The 17,828-nt window shown below is 44.2% G+C and carries 15 protein-coding genes and 1 riboswitch; of the genes, 5 read left to right on the forward strand and 10 right to left on the reverse strand.

Features of this window, described 5'->3' with window-relative positions:
• Positions 1-68: 68 nt before the first annotated feature.
• A riboswitch (glycine riboswitch) is annotated at positions 69-151 on the reverse strand.
• Between the two features lie 283 nt (positions 152-434).
• The 3 genes from MHH46_RS31345 to MHH46_RS31355 all read right to left on the reverse strand — a co-directional run bounded on the left by MHH46_RS31345 (position 435) and on the right by MHH46_RS31355 (position 3,670).
• Positions 435-2,333 carry an AraC family transcriptional regulator gene (locus MHH46_RS31345; protein ID WP_076191540.1) on the reverse strand — a complete coding sequence of 633 codons (1,899 nt, stop codon included), beginning with the start codon at positions 2,331-2,333 and terminating at the stop codon, positions 435-437.
• Between the two features lie 6 nt (positions 2,334-2,339).
• Positions 2,340-3,047: a DNA alkylation repair protein gene (locus MHH46_RS31350; RefSeq protein ID WP_076191538.1), complete on the reverse strand. Its 708-nt coding sequence runs from the start codon at positions 3,045-3,047 to the stop codon at positions 2,340-2,342.
• A 68-nt stretch (positions 3,048-3,115) separates the two neighbouring features.
• A complete protein-coding gene (locus MHH46_RS31355; RefSeq protein WP_076124245.1) occupies positions 3,116-3,670 on the reverse strand; it encodes a TetR/AcrR family transcriptional regulator in 555 nt (184 codons plus the stop codon).
• 166 nt (positions 3,671-3,836) lie between these two features.
• Between MHH46_RS31355 and MHH46_RS31360 the strand changes: the two genes are divergently transcribed.
• From MHH46_RS31360 to MHH46_RS31370, 3 genes are all read left to right on the forward strand, one after another.
• Entirely contained in the window at positions 3,837-5,312 is a 1,476-nt protein-coding gene (locus tag MHH46_RS31360) for a DHA2 family efflux MFS transporter permease subunit (RefSeq protein WP_076124247.1), read from the forward strand.
• A 267-nt stretch (positions 5,313-5,579) separates the two neighbouring features.
• On the forward strand, positions 5,580-6,155 hold the full coding sequence (locus MHH46_RS31365) for a C39 family peptidase (RefSeq protein WP_076124249.1): 576 nt from the start codon (positions 5,580-5,582) through the stop codon (positions 6,153-6,155).
• Positions 6,156-6,290: 135 nt separating this feature from the next.
• Positions 6,291-6,950 (forward strand): hypothetical protein, encoded by a 660-nt coding sequence (locus MHH46_RS31370; protein ID WP_076191536.1) that lies wholly within the window; start codon positions 6,291-6,293, stop codon positions 6,948-6,950.
• Positions 6,951-7,103: 153 nt separating this feature from the next.
• Here the strand turns inward: MHH46_RS31370 and MHH46_RS31375 are convergent, their stop codons facing one another.
• A complete protein-coding gene (locus MHH46_RS31375; protein WP_036682364.1) occupies positions 7,104-7,652 on the reverse strand; it encodes a pyridoxamine 5'-phosphate oxidase family protein in 549 nt (182 codons plus the stop codon).
• A gap of 153 nt (positions 7,653-7,805) precedes the next feature.
• Between MHH46_RS31375 and MHH46_RS31380 the strand changes: the two genes are divergently transcribed.
• Both MHH46_RS31380 and MHH46_RS31385 read left to right on the forward strand, forming a co-directional pair.
• Positions 7,806-9,236, forward strand: coding sequence for a PLP-dependent aminotransferase family protein (locus MHH46_RS31380; protein ID WP_076191533.1), 1,431 nt, complete (start codon positions 7,806-7,808; stop codon positions 9,234-9,236).
• 322 nt (positions 9,237-9,558) lie between these two features.
• Positions 9,559-9,726 carry a DUF4352 domain-containing protein gene (locus MHH46_RS31385; RefSeq protein ID WP_081387811.1) on the forward strand — a complete coding sequence of 56 codons (168 nt, stop codon included), beginning with the start codon at positions 9,559-9,561 and terminating at the stop codon, positions 9,724-9,726.
• Between the two features lie 148 nt (positions 9,727-9,874).
• On the opposite strand, the gene MHH46_RS31390 is transcribed toward MHH46_RS31385, so the two are convergent.
• From MHH46_RS31390 to MHH46_RS31415, 6 genes are all read right to left on the reverse strand, one after another.
• Entirely contained in the window at positions 9,875-11,239 is a 1,365-nt protein-coding gene (locus tag MHH46_RS31390) for an MATE family efflux transporter (protein WP_076124257.1), read from the reverse strand.
• Positions 11,240-11,314: 75 nt separating this feature from the next.
• Positions 11,315-11,974 carry a dihydrofolate reductase family protein gene (locus MHH46_RS31395; protein WP_076191531.1) on the reverse strand — a complete coding sequence of 220 codons (660 nt, stop codon included), beginning with the start codon at positions 11,972-11,974 and terminating at the stop codon, positions 11,315-11,317.
• Between the two features lie 20 nt (positions 11,975-11,994).
• Positions 11,995-13,131, reverse strand: a complete 1,137-nt coding sequence (locus MHH46_RS31400; RefSeq protein WP_076191528.1) for an extracellular solute-binding protein — start codon at positions 13,129-13,131, stop codon at positions 11,995-11,997.
• 15 nt (positions 13,132-13,146) lie between these two features.
• The gene (locus MHH46_RS31405) at positions 13,147-15,087 is read right to left on the reverse strand and encodes an alpha-amylase (RefSeq protein WP_081387810.1); all 1,941 of its coding nucleotides are present in this window, start codon (positions 15,085-15,087) and stop codon (positions 13,147-13,149) included.
• Between the two features lie 36 nt (positions 15,088-15,123).
• Positions 15,124-16,170 (reverse strand): zinc-binding dehydrogenase, encoded by a 1,047-nt coding sequence (locus tag MHH46_RS31410; RefSeq protein ID WP_248548889.1) that lies wholly within the window; start codon positions 16,168-16,170, stop codon positions 15,124-15,126.
• A 265-nt stretch (positions 16,171-16,435) separates the two neighbouring features.
• Complete coding sequence (locus MHH46_RS31415) at positions 16,436-17,818, reverse strand: SMI1/KNR4 family protein (RefSeq protein ID WP_076181774.1); 1,383 nt, start codon at positions 17,816-17,818, stop codon at positions 16,436-16,438.
• Positions 17,819-17,828: the final 10 nt, after the last annotated feature.

Genomic DNA, 17,828 nt, shown 5'->3' on the forward strand with positions numbered 1-17,828 from the left:
GGTCTAAGAATAATAAATAAAATACATTCCTTTACTCTGACGATGATCAGAATAACAAATGAATTATCTAGTACTCTTCTGTCCTTTTGCCTGAGATTGTGAACCCTTCGGCGCCGGGGGAATCCCCCACGGTCTCTCCAGAAGCTGCTCCTGCTATAGTGTGATCCATAGCAATCATAGCTTGCGAATTATTTAATTGTTATGCCGCTAACTTCATTTTTAATATTTTTCAATACTAATCATTGTCAAATATTTTGTCAATAACATTAATTACCGCTGGATTTAAACTGCGAAATACGCGAATATCACGCATTGCTTCGGAAACATCGCAACCAACAGACCAAGATCGGCTGATGATTAATATGAAAAAAGGGCTATCTCATTGTAGAATTCTACTCCTGAGACAGCCCCTTTATGTTTTGAAACACACTCTATTAGTGGCTTGTCAGCCAAGCCGCCAACTCTTCTGTCTGACTCAGAATAGCTATTGGGTCCCAGTAGCCGGAGCGATCGCTTGTCCAAAGAAATACGTGATCATTTTTGACTGCTGGCAGTGCGCCCCAGATCGGGTCGGCTTTAAGTTCATCCAGCTTTTTCGAGTCGGAGGTAAGAATAATATAGTCACCGGCATACTTTGGTAAGACCTCAGCAGAGAATGAAGCCCAGCCCGGATCGGCCATTTCGGCGGCGATATCCGCAGGAGGCTTAAATCCCAATCCATTATAGATTGGTTGTCCACCTTTGCCGAAGTCTGTTCCGACGGCCATCAAGCTGTTTTCAGACCATTCAATAATGGAAAATGTGCTATCTGCAGGCACAACCTTCAATACGCTCTCCTTGGCATTGGCCATACGGCTGTCATAGTCTGCAAGCCAGGTTTTGGCCTTATCTTCTTCACTAAGCAGCTCACCGAAATAACCCACTTCCTCATGTACCGTTTTTAAGGAAGCGTATGGAATAACGACCGTAGGTGCGATTTTTGACATCTGCTCATTTAGCTCAGGATAGAAATCATCCATAATAATCAAATCGGGATTAAGCGACAGAATTTTCTCTACATTTCCATTTCCGTCCCCTATATTCTCAACGTCTTTCAAATACTCCTGAAAATATGGATTTTTAATATGATGTTCGGAGGTTCCGATAGGTGTAATGCCAAGCGCAATTAAGCTGCCGAGATATTCACCTGCAACAATTCTTTTGGGATGAAGGGGGATCTCCACCTCACCGTTAACCGTTTTAACGATTTTGGTCTTCGGCTGCTGTGAGGCAGCATTCTCCGTAGCACCGTTTGTACCACATGCGCTCAGTACCAAAATGAAGCTTAACAGCAATACCGATGCCAGCGTAGGCCTTGAATGTTTAAACATGAATGAATCTCCCTCTTGATCAAAATGATACTGATAATCGTTATCAATATAATCAGTATAGTCAAATGATTCAAGGGCAACAATGGAGGATTCTATGTTTGTGGCAGGACTATCTTCTAGTTTGTTCTTTCTGGAATGCAATTCTCTATAGCTAATCGGGGAAACACCCTTATACTTTTTGAACAGCCTGCCCAAATAACTAGGGTCTTGATAACCGACGCCCACTGCAATTTCCTTCAGCGTAGCATCTGTTTCCAGCAGAAGTGCCACCGCTTTTTCGATGCGCACCTTAATTAAGTAATCAATCGGGCTAAGTCCAGTACGGATTTTGAAGTAGGAAGATAAATGGGTTACGCTATAGTTCAGGATTTCCGATAATGATTCCAGCGTAATGTTATCCGTATAATGTTCATGGATAATGTCGGCAATCCGGGCGGCCAGATCACGCTTAGTCGTATTAACCCCTTGCACCGACATTTGATGAAATAGCTCATACACAAACTGATGGAGTAAAGTGCGAACATGCAACCGCGCAAGCGGCTGCGGCTTCTCCCACTCCTTAAACATCTCGCTCACTATGCGATACAGCGCTACAGAATTGTCAGGCGTCATGCTGTACGAATGATCAAAGGATTTAGCGCCCTCGTATAGCGTAGCAATCTCTAAGGGTAGTGAGGGAGGCATACTCACTTTATAATAAATGCTATAGTAATCCAGCCCCTCGCTGCCTGCGTCAATGTTGAGCACAGTTCCTTTGCCTACATGAAGCACTGTAAAGCGCTGTAAACGGTGAACTTGGCTTCCCAGGTTAACTGTAGCATTACCGTGAATCGACATAAGAAACAGCCTTGAGGGGACGTAATAGGAAGGTATAGATTCGCCAGGTCTAAGGGTCATCCGACGAATATCAACTACTTTGCAATTCGCGTGATTCCATACAGCAATAAGGTCATTGATGTCCATGATTGACTAACACCTTACATGTTTTCGTTTGAAGCCGAGCTGCGATTTATCAACTGCCTTTTGAATATTAATTGAAGCATTCAAAATCTTGCTTTTTGCACTACCGGTATGGACTTCCACCGGGCCAACTTCCTTTGCAATCTCAACCGCTTTATCATGAAGCGGCAGATAGGATACGCCCACAGTGTAGATGAAATTGTTCATTGCGTATTTCGTTCGCTCAGGAGCATCATGAATCGTATTTTTAGCAAGCTCCAACATAGCGGCCAATTTTTCTGCGGAAAATTCACTGTCCGGGCGATTTCCGAGCAGCCAGCAGTAACAGTTCCAGCCCGCCGACATTTTCAGCTCTATCTCACTGGCAATCCATTTATCAGAAACCTCTTGCGCAATATCCGTCTCCGCCAACGTTACTGCCACCACAAAGTCCGATAGCATATAGAAATAAGCGCCATCAATCCACCGCTCAAAATCCGACTCGGTCATTGCTTTAGGCTCCGCGATCACCCCGGCAAAATACATAGCGTCGTAATTTCCCGTAGCATAAAGCTGCTCGGCCAAGGGTTGATTATGTTTTATTTTTCTGAAGATAGGCTTCATCTGGCCTGTGGCCACACCAAAAAGCGGTTCGTGCGCGCCATTGGATAGATATATTTTCTTGGTGCGTTCCTTGCCGAGAGCTTCAAGCTCTTGCATGACCGTTTCTAAATCCATTGTTCGCACTTCCTTTTTAGATTATTGGCTAGGGACTCAAACTTTACTTGAATATATCATAAAAGCTCTTATAAATACCTTCTTTTATACATCAAGGTAATTTGCCCCGCTATGTATTCAGCGCTATATTGGTTGCCATCCTTAATCCACCACATAATAATCCCCAGTAGTGAGGCTGCAATAATATCAACGGAGACTACCTCCTTAGTAAGGTCAATGTTCCTCGCGTTTCTTCGTTTTTCGACAGTACTTTTTAACAGGTTGGTCAAGTGTTTTTTGAAGCCTTTATGCTCAATCAATACAGCAAAAACTTTCCGGTATTCAAAAAAATAATTTAAAAAGGTGACCAGCTGCTCCTGTTCGTTGTTGCTCTTCATTTGTAATAGCGGTTCAACCTTCATGGACAGGTCATCGAAGATTTCATGTACGATCTGGCGCAATAAATCGTTAATATCCTCATAATGCAAATAAAACGTTGCACGATTTAGTTCCGCGCGGTTGGCGATTTTTTGGACGGTCAATTGCGAAATCTCCACATTGTCGGCCAATAATGAAAAAACGGCGTTCTTAAGCATCTTTTTTGAGCGAATAGCTCGTGGGTCAACTCTTTTATGTTCAGTCATTTCATCCCTCTATTATCGTTTAAATGGCCTTTCATCAACTAATTTGCCTATTCTGTCGATTAGTCGACATTTTCAATAAAATTGCAAATAGGAATACTATTTAAATCCTGATATGATTTATTTTATTGACACTATGTCGAAAAAGCAATGAAGAGAGGACTGCAACATGCAAGAAGACATTAAGAAAATAAATAAAGGGATCTTACTAACCATCTTAATCTTTGGTTGTTTCTTATCCACACTCAATCAGACGCTTTTAAATGTCGCCTTAAGTAGTCTGATGGATGTATTTGATGTCACGGCAACAACCGTACAATGGATTTCAACAGGATTTATGCTGATCAACGGGATTTTGATTCCGATTACGGCCTATTTAATGAAACGTTTTACAACACGGCAATTATTTATAAGTGCCATGTCATTTTTATTAATCGGTTCTATAATTTGTGCAGCAGCGCCGAGCTTTAGTCTACTCTTAATCGGACGAATGATCCAAGCTGCCGGTGCTGGCATTATAATGCCGCTCATGATGAGTGTTGTGCTGGCGATCTTCCCCGTTGAAAAACGTGGCAGCGCTATGGGACTGCTTGGACTGGCGATGATATTCGCTCCTGCTATTGGGCCAACGCTGGCGGGATTTGTTGTCGAATACCACTCTTGGCGCTGGTTATTTATCGGGCTTATTCCACTTGTCCTCATTGTTATAGCGTTGGCACTCAAGTATTTAGTGAATGTATCTGAGACGTCTAAGTCGAAGCTTGATGTCATAAGTGTTCTTTTATCAACCGTCGGATTTGGCTTAATTTTATACGGCTTCAGTAGTGCAGGCAGTAAAGGCTGGGATGATGTAATCGTGATCCTGACCTTAGGGATTGGGGTCGTGGTAACAGCCGTATTCTGTCTTCGACAAATCAAATCGGATGATCCGCTGCTAAACCTGTCGGTCTTCAAAAATAAAGTGTTTACGATGACGTCTCTTATTAACGTATTAATCACGATGATGATGTACGCAGATATGATCTTATTGCCTATTTATCTGCAGAATGGCCGCGGGTTTACAGCATTTGATGCAGGACTACTATTGTTGCCGGGCGCACTCGTAAATGCGTTCATGTCACCCGTCACCGGTAAACTATACGACCGTTTCGGTGCGAAGCCGCTGTTCATCATTGGTCTATTGTTTATTATTCCATCTATGTGGGCGGTAACAGATTTATCTGAATCAACTACGTATACGTATCTAATGATTCGTACCATTGGCCTGCGAATTGGATTAAGCTTCATTACTATGCCACTCAATACAGCCGGACTAAATGCGTTGCCCAAACAACTTGGCACTCATGGTACAGCTGTGAACAATACCGTTCGCCAAATTGCCGGGGCCATTGGTACTGCTGTCGTAATTACAATTTATACAGTGCAGGCAACAAGTCATGCAACTACAGTGATGCTGAACAATCCCTCCACTACTCCTGACATTCTTAAATCCCTTACATCAATTCTTGGGGCAAGTGACGCCTACTACTTCATGATGATTTTATCCATTGCCGCATTTGTTATAACCTTATTTATGCCCACGAAAAACAAGCTCATGATTGAAAAGAAAGCAAACCTAGTTAGCAAGGAAGAACCTCAGTTGTAACTAGTAATTGCAGAGTAAATGAAGAAAAGCCATTCCTTAGCGGAGTGGCTTTTGTTATGAATGGCTTGCTTTGGATCATTGGAGCACGTATTCCTACGAGCATCAATATTTCCTTATCCATATCAGTATCCCCCTCTCCATATCAAATGTGTAGACTGTATTATAAAAACGAAAAAATATGTAAACTTTACACATAAGTTAATATACGGTATTTTAATAGTGTTATTAAAAGGAATATTAATCCATAATAAGGATCTGATTCCATTCATGAAATTATCTTTAAAAAAGAGATTGATGCTTGTTGGAACCTTTGTTTCAGTCTTTCTTTTTTCTTTTGTTTCCCAAGCATATGCGACTAATTTAATTGGCTACCCTACAGCTACACAAGCTAAGAATAATTGGTGCTGGGCTGCGACTAGCGTTACCATACTTCAATATTACGGAATCTCTGTAAGCCAATGTTCTTTTTATGATCATGTGAAGGGAACCTCCGGCTGTACAACAGACGAGAGTGAATCTTATGGAACTGTTCAAGAAGGCATTCATGATTATGGTGTCTCCAGTTGGAATCATACAGGAGCACTATCTTACAGCGATGTAAAAAACCAGATTGATAATGTTGGCAGTCCTATATATGTAAGCTGGAAATGGAATAGTGCTACCGGTGGCGGGCACGCAGTAGTTATCTATGGGTACGACACATATAGTGGAAATGATTGGATTCAACACATGAACCCGAGTGGGGGCACAAAAACCTCCATGTTATACACCAACGTTAAAGGTGGCTCCAGCTACGATAGAACCTGGAGATGGGGACTTCATGGCTTCAACAAATATATTTAAGGAGGGCTTCCCATTAAGAAAACGCTGCTGTTAACTGTAACTTCATTCGTTTTATTTCTGACTTTTTTCTCACCTGTATGGGCTCAGACCGTAACTGAAGATGTTGTTTCTTTTGCAAATACAGAAGGATTAACATTGATTAAAGAAGGGCTATCTAAAGATCCTGAAGGGTATGGTTACAACAATGAAGCAGAGATTAGTGAAATTACCGTAGGTCAAGGAATGCAGATTCATTTTATTGATGGCGCTAAGCTTAGGGCGGCTTCCAATAGTCTGATTGAAACGGTCACACCCCAAGACAACTGGGAGTTTCTTATTTTATCGGGCGGAATACCCAAATCTAAAATGATCATTCAAAAGGATTCAAACGGGTCCTATCAAGTTACTGAGTTTGGAGGAAATCCTAATACTTTGGCCTATGCTATTCATTCACTAGAAGCTGAGGGTGAAGTGAGTGAGCCTACACTTATCCGTGAGCGGGACGAATATATAGCTGCCTTCAAGAAAGACAATCAGGAACTAATCATCGCCCCACAACAAGCCTCATCAGCAGAAACAAAAGGACTAAGCAATATTTCGGAGCCTCAAGCACCCGGGCATTTAATTGATGTGTTACAAACGATGCAGAACGATTCTTCCGATGACGAGCAGGATGGGTCGGGAACCATTGCTTCCGCATATTATGCGGACGATAATAATCATCTAACAAGGTCTATCACCATTAGCGCCATTATTGCTCTAGTAGCGGTATTTGTGTTCTGGGCCTATCTCAGAAGACGTAAACAACCTAAATAAATGTAAAAATAAGTAGGCCGCCCTCCTTCATTGGATTGCGGCCTACTTTGATAGATAGTACCTCTAAAAAGCCTCCCTCTCCCCATATGATTAGGACATAAAGGCTGCCAAAGACCTCGTTAGCATAACACCATTTGTAATGGTATCTTGCGGCTAAACATCTCGTCCAGTACCCATGCCCCTTTTATACATTTTTTCTGCTTCAATAGGACTTTCTTTTGCCGTGATATGATACGGAATTACCCGATAAACTTGAACCGGACCGCCAAATACAGCCGATCTATACTTTTCCACATGCTGCTTGGACAAGGGGCGATTATAATAACCCGGTACGTATTTATTGATCAATTCCTGAAGTACGTGTGTGGCTTCATCCAAATCTGAAATCGGTTCTGCTTGTCCAAAAATCATTACGCTCATATAAGCTGTATCCGTTTTGGCTGGTACCGGATCTGTAATAGTTCCGTATTCCTCACATACCGTAAAACATACCTCCGGATTATCACGCATGACCTGATTACGTCTTCCATCTCCAGCCCCATGAATATACAGTTTCCCTTCAGTCCATACATAATTAAGTGGCACAACATAAGGGAGGTTCCCATCAACCAACCCCAGATAACCTAATCTCGTTTGGTGAAGGAACCTTTCAATCTTCTCTTGATCTAGGCATTCCCTGGTCTTGTAACGAACCGAATTCATATCGAATCTCTCCTTTTATTTAAATTGCGGATACCAGCGTTGTTACGGTAGTATATCAATGAATGGATTGCATTAAAATATCCATAATTCGCTGTTTAGAGCAATCCATAATCAGCTTTTTATGATTGGAGTTTCTATTTGGAGGTATGTACGATGATGAAAGTAATTCGTAATGATAAGAGACCGATCTGGCAGCAATTGCTTGATCAAGCGATCCATAATATTACTAGCGGAGTCTGGGCACCAGGAGAACTACTGATTCCTACCCGCGAACTTGCGCACATCGTAGGTGTCTCCCGCTCAACTATACAGATCGTCTATGAGGAATTGTTAAGTCGGGGTTATACAGTTACCTCCCGCCGGGGAGGGACGCGAGTTAGTACATGGAAGCAAGTCGCTATATCAACGAAGGAAATAGAAACAGAGGGCCCCACACCTCCTTCACTCTCCTTGCTAGACTCAGCTGTTGATCAATTACATGACTGGTTCAGAGGTAAAGAGCCGCTAGAAGTGGATATTGATTTCAGTCCCCATGAACCCTATTTGGACGAACAATTCCAAAAAAACTGGCGGCAATCGCTGCTCCAGGCATCCGCTGAAATGGATTTATCAAGCTGGGCTTACGGTAACTGCTACGGGTACACACCATTACGTGAGCAAATACAGCGTTATTTATCACTTGAACGGGGCATACATGTCCAAACCAATCAGATTCTGTTGACCTCAGGAGCTCAGCATAGTATTGACTTAATCGCACAGTCACTTTTAGCTGATGAGGACACTGTCTCAGTAGAAGATCCAGGTTTCCCAGCTGCTTGGATGGCAATGAAATACCGCCGTATGAATGTGGTACCCGTTCCTGTTGATGAGTATGGTCTAGTGGTTGAGCATATTCACCCGCAATCCAAACTGGTCTTTGCCACCCCTTCCCACCAGTGCGCAGTAGGGGTCGTTATGTCGGAGCCCCGCCGGCAACAATTGCTGCATAAGGCCGTTCAAGAACGATTTTGGATCATTGAAGACGATTATGATAGTGAATTTCGATATCGCGGGGAGCCGCTGCCAACGCTGTTTAGTCAGGCATCTAATAATACTTTGTATCTCATGAGTTTCTCTAAAATGATTGCACCAGGCATTCGTATTTCGGCTATTATTGGATCAGTCGAGGCAATTGCTCAGCTAGCAAAGGTGCAGGAGCTGACTTACCGTCATCTTCCGATTATGGATCAGCTAACACTAACCCACTTCATTAAAAATGGTCATTTTATGCGCCATATGCGAAGAGTCAGAAATGTGTACCGGCGAAGACACGAGGTCATGGCAAAAGCTATTATGGCTAGCGGTTTAGGGGAGCGCTTCACGCTCAGTGGAGTAGAAACTGGATTACATATGTTATTAGAAGCTGAGGAAACATTCGACGAGGAAGCTGTGACAAAGTTAGCCCTACAACATGGAATACGTGTGTACCCTCTTGGGCCCTATTGTTTGGATAGCAAAAGAAAAGGATGGGTATTAGGGTTTGCAAAAGTAAATGAGGCAGCGATTGAGCAGGGTATTCATCGTCTTGCGGAGCTGATCCTATAAAATCATCTCCGCAGCACTCACAAAATTTGTTGAACAGTCCATAGACTATTTTAGATTTATGAAACCCTTGCTTCCGTGTATTACCCGGACGATAATAATCACCTAACAAGGTCTATCACCATTAGCGCCATTATTGCTCTAGCAGCGGTATTTGTGATCTGGGCCTATCTCAGAAGACGTAAGCAACCTAAGTAAATGTAAAAAGAAATAGGCCGCTCTTTTCATGGAGTGCGGCTTATTTCTCTCTCATCTACGGCTCCCGAGAAATACTCAAACACTGCACTAATACTATTAAAAACTTACCAAGAAACTACTAAAAGGCATGTTGATTACTACTTCCGGAGACTATTTTTTATATGAAGGAATCAATCCTGGATTGGCTCAAACAGGCAATGTAGTATTTGAAATCCCAGAAGATATGACTGGCTTTCTTTTGAATGTCCAAACTGGGTTCTGGGGAACCGAACAAGGACAGATTGAATTGAAATAATACTATATGGATCGTAAACCACCCAACTGGATATTTAAAAATCAATGCAAAAGGCACTACCTTGAGGCAGTACCTTTTGCATTGTTAAGTGAAGAGATATTCAATTTAGGGGGGGGAATACTCCACATCGACCCAATCAGGTCGTACATTACATAGCTTTTTCAGCCAGATCGCTAACTAAATTTCTCATCCACTTACGGGAGTAAATCCGGGCGTAGCCGAAGCCAAAGCGGACAACCTCCTCCAGCGAGATGACGAGATACACAAGGTAGACAGGTTGCTTCCAAATGTATGACAGCAACAGCCCGGATGGGACACCTATCAGCCACGTTGCGGTAGACTCCATGCCGAATACGAACTTGCTGTCTCCACCGCTGTTTAGAATACCGCCGGCTATAATCATATTGGATACTTTGACCCAAAGAAATCCAGCAAACACGATAACGATATACATGCTCATTTGCTTAGCATCCTCGGAGATATTGAACGCAGAGACATACAGCTTCGAGCCTGCCGCAATGATAACCCCGACAATCAGAGAGATAATGATGCCTAGGCGAATGAACCTTTTCGCATGATCGAGTGCGATATCAGATTCATTCGCACCCAAACGGTTGCCAACCATTACCCCTGCTGCACTAGCCAGACCCGATAATAAACCGATGCAAAGACCCTGAAGTGGGAAGGTAATGGTCATTGCAGTCATTTCCATCGTCCCCATACGGCTATAAATGACCGCATATGCCGTTTCACCCAATACCCAAATCAATTCAGTCAGTAGCAGCGGATAGGTCGTTCCAAAAAACTTGCGAATGAGCGGTTTAGGAACGCTGAATAAGTTCTTTAACCCGACAGCTCCCGGTAAACGATACCGGTACACGGCACCAATGATCAACAAGCATTCGAAGACCCTAGAGATAAGAGTAGCAATGGCAGCGCCCTTCAGACCAAGCGCAGGAGCACCGAAATGACCGTAAATAAGTACGTAATTCAGTATAATATTCAAGCCAACTGCAATTAGACTTACATACATCGGCCATTTGGCATGGCCAGTACTGCGTAAAATCGCGGAATACATCATCGTGAGCATGACAGGCACAAAACCGATCGACATTATCTGGAGAAAGATATAACCCTCATCTATTACATTCACGTCTGTAGTGAATAGGCTCAGAAAGAGCGGCGAGTCGATAAAGACAGCCGCAGAGAACAGGAACGAGAACGCAAAGCCGGTGATCAGTCCGAGACCCAGTACTTGAGAGACGCTTTTGGAATCTTTATTTCCCCAAAACTGGGCTGCATATATGGATACACCCGTTGATAAACCGGCCAAGACAACCGCGATGATCCCGTATATTTTGGTCGACATCCCCACCGAGGCAATTGCCACATCTCCCAGCTGCCCAACCATCAATTGATCCGTCAAATTAAGCAACGCCATCAGCAAGCTTTGAAGCGTAACGGGCACAGCGATTTTATACACACTTTTGTAGAAATCTTCTTTCTCTGACATGTATCGTTCACAACCCCCATATTCTCGATTTTTCCAGAACTCATTGCCATTCGCAGTCTATGACTTAGTGTGAGGTTAGATCACCTTTTTGTAGCGCATGAGCGTGTAGTTATCTTTTGGTTGAATTTCTACAACCTTGAACTTTTTCGCAAAGTTCAATTGCTGATAACCGTCTCCATCCACTAAAGTAATGTTTGTGGAGCCGCCTATGATGATTGGAAGCTGCATTAGAATAATCTCATCGACGATATCCTGATTGAAAATATGCCAGTTTAAGAATCCGCCGCCTTCGACCAGCAGACTGGTAATCCCATAGTTCTCCTCCAACTGACGTTCAAGCTCCACAAAATCTACTTTATCCTCGCCGCAGATAAGGCACTCCTTCCCTCTTTGCCGGATCTGTTTGATTTTTTCTTCATCCCGTCCTTTCTCGGTCGTGACAATAATCGTCTTCCCTTGGTCCGAGAGTACATTGCAATCTAGCGGAATATCCAAGGTAGTTGTCGGAATGATACGAATTGGATTTTTATTTTCCTCATACCGATTAGTAAGGAAGGGATTGTCCGTCAAAATTGTATTTTTGCCGACCATAATTCCCTGCACCTTCCCCCGGAACAGATGAATAAATTCCATATCCTCACTGGAAAACAAAGAAAAAAGCTCTTTACTCGAATTACCAGCGCCCATAGTGAGCTTTCCATCAATAGAAATTTGGCTGAATATCGTTGTTTTCATTTGGCTCTCCCCATCTCTAATTAGCTTTTAAATGCGCCCCAAGAGGCTTGAATAGTCTGTTCTATTTTGTTCAATGCTTGTTCAGGATTGCTCAAGGGCAGCTCGATAAGACCCGCATTTAACGCCTCCCATACATGGATCATGAAGGGATAAGTCGGCATCGGCCGTGAGTGATCTAGAAGCGATAAAATCATCTTTTTGTTAGGCGCAGCAGAGGCAGCTAGACGGTTCAGTACCTCTTCATGAGCCGGAATCCGCTGTACACCCAGCGTCCACATCGTTTGGCATTCGTCACTCAGCATAAAGCGCGTGAATGATAAAATATCTTCCCGCTCCTCGGACGTTAATGAATGATTAGGGTAGATCAGGCCAATAGAAGAAGACATGGATAACGATTGCCGCCCTTCGATGCTCGGAAGCTGGCAAACCGCAAGCCTATTGTTCATATGCTTATCTAGATGGTTATAAATCCACTCGCCACAAATAATGGCGCCGATCTTACCGTCAATGAACTGCTCAAGCAGTCCTGTCGAGCCGTCGAGACTAACGAGCACGCCTTGATCCATCTTGTCGCTAATAAACTGAAGTGCCTGCTTCATTTCAGAGGTGACGATATTCGGCTTTCCATTCTGTACAGGCCAGCCGCCGAAAGCTGTAAGGAACGGAATAAACCAATAGCCTTGCTGTAAGTCTGCTCCAATCGGTACGATACCTTGGGCGGATAACCTTTCTGCTGCCTCTTCGAACACGTCCCATGTCGTCGGCGCACTAGGGTAAATCGACGGGTTGTAATACACAACCAGATGATTGCCCCGCAATACCGGGATACCATACTGAACACCATTCATTTGCATCGTTGAAAGGGCACCCTCAGTCAGCGTATCGCCAAAAAGCCCGCCTGGCACTTCGGAGTAAAGACCGTTCTCAACATAGGAGGACATGTCGGCAGGAACCATCGCCAGATGCGGACCTTGCTGGGTGTCCTTAATTTGGTTCAGACGCGCAGTCAGCTCCGTAATATTCATGACTTGTGGCGTAATTTGTACCCCAAAGCGCTCAGTATACAGCTTACAAATTCCCTCCAGCACCTCAATCGAGGTATCTCCCGGACCATCAAACTCATGCCATATCACGACTTCCTTATTGTTCTTTTCCATTGCAGCCTCTCTCCCTTACCTAAATTGTCTATGATTGTTTACGAGCACTAAAGCCTGATTAGGCGCAAGCAGCAAGCAGTCTAACGCCTGACCTACGCTGCTACCCGTTAAGGAACTATCCAGTGTTACCGTCATTGGGCATCGGCCAGGTACGGCTACCTTCAAATCAACTTGGCAGAAAGCATCAGCACTCAAGTTAAAGCAGCACAGCAGCGTTTCATCCCCTTGCATATACCCATACAGAACAATACCTTCCGGGGATTGAGCCACGAAAAAGTTTTCCGGCTTCACTAGGTGGCGCCAATCTCTCTTGAGTTCACTTAGCTCCGCCAACAGCGGCAGCATCGGTGTAGGATTGGTCCAATTAATTTGCATGACGTTAAAAAAAGCTCGGGAAATCTCCTCTCCGTTCGTGTTGTCTCCAAGACCACAGTTGAGCGGCTGCTCCTCATTCATTTCATAACCCGTCGTCACGTATGGAATTGCGTTCGGAAGAAATTGATTAAATACCGCAATCATCCGAGCAACCTCAACACCACCACGGCTGGTGATCCGAGGAGTATCTGCTGTTTCTGCACAAGCAAATACATGAATATTCAACTCAGGCAGCTCTTCTAAGAATGAAACGAGATTGTCTTTAGTAATTTGTGTCATGACGTTCCACCCACTGCCAAGCATAATGTTATAGCCGGTGTTTGCCGCCTTCTTGTGGTTGCGATTGAACAAATCTTCGCTGATTAAGATCGCATTTGGATTCATCTCTTTAATCGTGTCAAAAATACGAGTCAACAACGGAATAGGAAGCACGTGTCCGATGTCGATGCGGAAGCCGTCAATCCCATATTTTTCGAGATTAACCCGTACTGCCTCCTCCAGAACATCCCACAGCTCCAGATTCGGCTCCTCTCCCGGGTAGTCATTACATTTAATCGTATCAAAAAGGACATATGGCGCCTGATCCGGACTTATAAGATGTCTCACTTGCGGAGAGAAATCCTCGTAGAGGCGTAAGAACGTAATGTCTGTCCAAATCGGCTGCACATCATTTATCCAATCCGAATGCGCTGGAGCAGTCGTTATCCCCATCTCTTGCTCCACCAAAGTTAATAGCTCATCTCCAGTTTTAGCAGCTTTCTCCTTTAAGTGCTGCCAAAGAATTGGATGGAGTTCATTGGGCGGTGGCGTGAACTTCCGCAGAAATACTGCTGTCTCCTGGCTGCGGTAGACCGTCTCCAATTTGTCCGGCGTACACTCCTCAAAAAATCCAAGCTGGGGAATCGCGGGCGGCGCAAAGCCTTCTAATTCGTCCATTTTGATCCAATATACCCATTCAGGGTGCTCAGTAATGAACACACTGTTTTTCGCCGTCACACGGGGAATGAAATCAACAACAGTCTTAATATCAAGTAAATGACAAGCCTCTACCAGAGCGCTGAGCTCATCGTGGATCGTAAACTCCTCCATATCATCCAATAGGCTATCGTGCAGGTTCTCGTCCAAATGGAATAACGATTGCACTGCGTAAGGGGACCCAATATCCCCCTTCAGATTCAACTTGCTGTACTGGTTAACTGGAAGCATGTACAGAATATTGATGCCCATTTTCTTTAGCAGAGGCAGAAGAATAAAGAATCTTAAAAAAGTACCCGATTCAATTTTTCCGTCATGGTTGTAATCCCAAGCCGTAGAATAGCGAATAAGCGAAGAATAGATCGCGCTATCGTCCAGATTTATGCGTTCCTTAAGCAGATATCTCCACGAAAGCCTGTCCACATAATTCAAATGATCAGTCAAAAAATCATACGGGTGTACACAAATTTCACCCTCTTTTTCTAAGAGAACACGTTCATATTGGCACTCATTCCACACTGCGGGTATCCAAATTGGCTCTACCTCTTTGGCCTTTTGTGTAGACAAGTAATCTTGAATTAATCTGAATTTGCTATCATTGCTCATCAACAGTGCCACCTCTCATTGATTGTAGTCTTACGTTTAGGGAACAAAAACCGTCTTTACGGTTTCACTCCCAACCACCTTCAAAGAGTTCAATTCATAGCCGATTAACTCATCTATCGCTGCTTCATGCTGACTGAGCTTAACTTTTCTAGTTACTAGTTTCTCCATTTCAGGAGTTTCAGCGGCAAACCGCAAAGCTTCCTCGAACATGTAGCGGTATTCACCTGCTGCTATAATTTTTATTGCATGCTGCACGAATTTGGTAGGGGAAAAGGTGTAGCGATACTTCGCATTAATACCAAAAGGAACGATGCGGCCTCCACGTTCAATCCACTTCTCCGCCATTTCGAGTTGAGTGCCCACCGTATCGATAATCACATCAAACTTATGTCCCGCACAGATTTTGTCTACGGTAGCTTGATTTAATTGGGCAGGGGTTAGAGCAAAATCTGAGATCTCTCTGGCAAAAGCTAGCCGATAGGGATTGACTTCAGTCGCTACCGTGAGCGCAGATTTCGACTTGCTCACAATTTGGCTTAACAGTCCCATTGGACCCGATCCAAGAATAAGTACCTTGTCGTCTGCTGTGACATTGGCTTCTTTGAAATTGTGCAGTACACAGGCAAGCGGCTCAATCAAAACCCCCGTCTCCCAGCTCATATGATCGGGAAGACGGTGTGCAAACGTTTGTGCAGTTGAGTAAAAAAAAGTGAATGTCCCATTTCGATTCAAACCCGCAATAGGCATCCCATTTCCATCGATGCCCGTACAGAGGTGCGGCTGTTTCTTCAAGCAAAAATAGCATTCATCACAGCTTTGATTCGGATCGATAACTACTCGGTCGCCTACCTTAACACGGTCAACGTTGCTGCCGATTTGGATTACAGTCCCTACTGCCTCATGACCCCGAATGACCCCTGGAACCCCCTCCTCTTTCCCAGTTATGACTGCTAAATCTGTTCCACATACACCTGTCATCTCAATCCGGATCTTGACTTCATCCGGTGCTGCAATCTGCGGCTCTTCCCATTCGCAGAGCTCCAGCTTATGATTGGATGTCCACACCAACGCTTCCATACTCATTCCCCTTTCTCTTTTTTGTTATCCATATTCGCCCAGAATATATCATAACTACCATGTAAAAGTAAGGTGAATGTTGTCGAAAAATGTTAATAATTACATTTTTATATAAACACTCACGAGTAAGCGCTTTAATTTTCTTTCGCTTATTATGCGGAGTGCACTGTCTCAAACGGCAAGTTTAAGGGCCATCCCTTGTGGGATGACCCTTGAATACTATCGTGATCAATCGAGCTCCGCACGGGAATAAATCCCGAATCAACGTCTCCTATTTTGCAGCTTCCGCTTCCAGCCGTGCAATGACCTCTGAGCCAGCTTGATCTGTGAAGCTAAGCACCCCGTTTTCCTGAACGATCAGTCCTTCCCGTATTCGGCCATCCAGCCAATCGCTGATCCAGCCGGGAGCATACCCGCCTTGGCCGAACTCGCCGCCAAAAGCAATCATTTCTTCATATACATCCAGATATTGTTGACGGCTCGTATTTGGATAAGAGCTTGTGTATAGCCAGAACTGCACATCATACATCAGAGTAGAAAGCTCATCCGCATGAAAGGAGAAGTGTCCCTTCTCTTCAACGATTCGGGTACATACTTTACGGATCTTATGCTCAAGCTGATCTACTTCAGACACATGGCTGCACAGCTTCGCAAGCAATGGTGAGAATTGGCCTACGGCTACTTTGCGCAAATCCTCCTCTTTATCTTCTTCAGAGGTGTCGTATTCTTCATCACTCACCAGGCCGCGTATAAACGTCTCGAAGTCTGGGGCCAGAAACGTAATCTCATAATTATCTTCCTGATCCACATGAATCACCTCGGGTTCACCGTCCTTCCCGCAATTCCGGTAATCCAGCATCACGACATCATGACCTGCCGAAGGGCAATCGCAAATTACCACGCCAATGTCAGGGTATCCCCACTCCTCAATCATAAACGGACTGCCAAGATCGCCGCAGAGTGAATAGCTTTTCTCACGTCCGATGCCCATAATGCCCGTAATCGCGATATGATCCTCAGCCCATGAGGTCGCATCCTCCGTAGGAAAACAGGTATTATAAGGCACTCCCCCATTGTGCTGCTTCATCAGACTGATATAAGAGGCAGGAAGCTTGTAACCTAGTTCTTCTTCTACAGAAGCAATCAGCTCATCCGTAGGCGGGGCCGAAACATATTCTTTTAGCGCATAATCGCTATCTTTCCAAAATTCGGAGAGGTCCATCCCTTCAAAAGGAGTTACAGTCGTCCCCGAATCATTATGTTGCTCTCTGATTGCCTGTCTGGCTGCGGCGTGTTGTTCTTTGCGTAGCTTGCGCTGGCTGAATTTCAGAAACATGGCCGTATTCTCATCATCCGGATCGAGGTCATGGGCAATACCCAGCACTCTCACCGCTTCCTCATATCGATTCAAATAATAGTAGGAATATCCCACACGAAAATGCCACAGATAATCATTCTGTCCTTGTTCCGCAATCTTCGCGAAGTGTTCAAGGGCTTCTTCATAACGTTCCAAATTGTTATACGCTCTTGCCAGACTGCTGACCATCTCGTAATCTCTGTCCGCTGGAGGAATCTCCATCAGAGTGTCTACAATCTTCTGGTGTTCATCATCTTCATGCCACTGTGTCAGCTGTGCGATTAGTTCTTTGTCCATGGTCTACCTC

Source organism: Paenibacillus sp. FSL H8-0175 (genome assembly GCF_045040615.1).
Taxonomy (GTDB): domain Bacteria; phylum Bacillota; class Bacilli; order Paenibacillales; family Paenibacillaceae; genus Paenibacillus_AQ; species Paenibacillus_AQ odorifer.

Coding starts and splice junctions, on each gene's coding strand:
- MHH46_RS31395 (WP_076191531.1), bottom strand. CDS start 11,974: ATGAAAACAACGATATTCAGCCAAATTTCTATTGATGGAAAGCTCACT.
- MHH46_RS31415 (WP_076181774.1), bottom strand. CDS start 17,818: ATGGACAAAGAACTAATCGCACAGCTGACACAGTGGCATGAAGATGAT.
- MHH46_RS31350 (WP_076191538.1), bottom strand. CDS start 3,047: ATGGATTTAGAAACGGTCATGCAAGAGCTTGAAGCTCTCGGCAAGGAA.
- MHH46_RS31390 (WP_076124257.1), bottom strand. CDS start 11,239: ATGTCAGAGAAAGAAGATTTCTACAAAAGTGTGTATAAAATCGCTGTG.
- MHH46_RS31345 (WP_076191540.1), bottom strand. CDS start 2,333: ATGGACATCAATGACCTTATTGCTGTATGGAATCACGCGAATTGCAAA.
- MHH46_RS31375 (WP_036682364.1), bottom strand. CDS start 7,652: ATGAATTCGGTTCGTTACAAGACCAGGGAATGCCTAGATCAAGAGAAG.
- MHH46_RS31380 (WP_076191533.1), top strand. CDS start 7,806: ATGATGAAAGTAATTCGTAATGATAAGAGACCGATCTGGCAGCAATTG.
- MHH46_RS31360 (WP_076124247.1), top strand. CDS start 3,837: ATGCAAGAAGACATTAAGAAAATAAATAAAGGGATCTTACTAACCATC.
- MHH46_RS31355 (WP_076124245.1), bottom strand. CDS start 3,670: ATGACTGAACATAAAAGAGTTGACCCACGAGCTATTCGCTCAAAAAAG.
- MHH46_RS31410 (WP_248548889.1), bottom strand. CDS start 16,170: ATGAGTATGGAAGCGTTGGTGTGGACATCCAATCATAAGCTGGAGCTC.
- MHH46_RS31400 (WP_076191528.1), bottom strand. CDS start 13,131: ATGGAAAAGAACAATAAGGAAGTCGTGATATGGCATGAGTTTGATGGT.
- MHH46_RS31385 (WP_081387811.1), top strand. CDS start 9,559: ATGTTGATTACTACTTCCGGAGACTATTTTTTATATGAAGGAATCAAT.
- MHH46_RS31365 (WP_076124249.1), top strand. CDS start 5,580: ATGAAATTATCTTTAAAAAAGAGATTGATGCTTGTTGGAACCTTTGTT.
- MHH46_RS31405 (WP_081387810.1), bottom strand. CDS start 15,087: ATGAGCAATGATAGCAAATTCAGATTAATTCAAGATTACTTGTCTACA.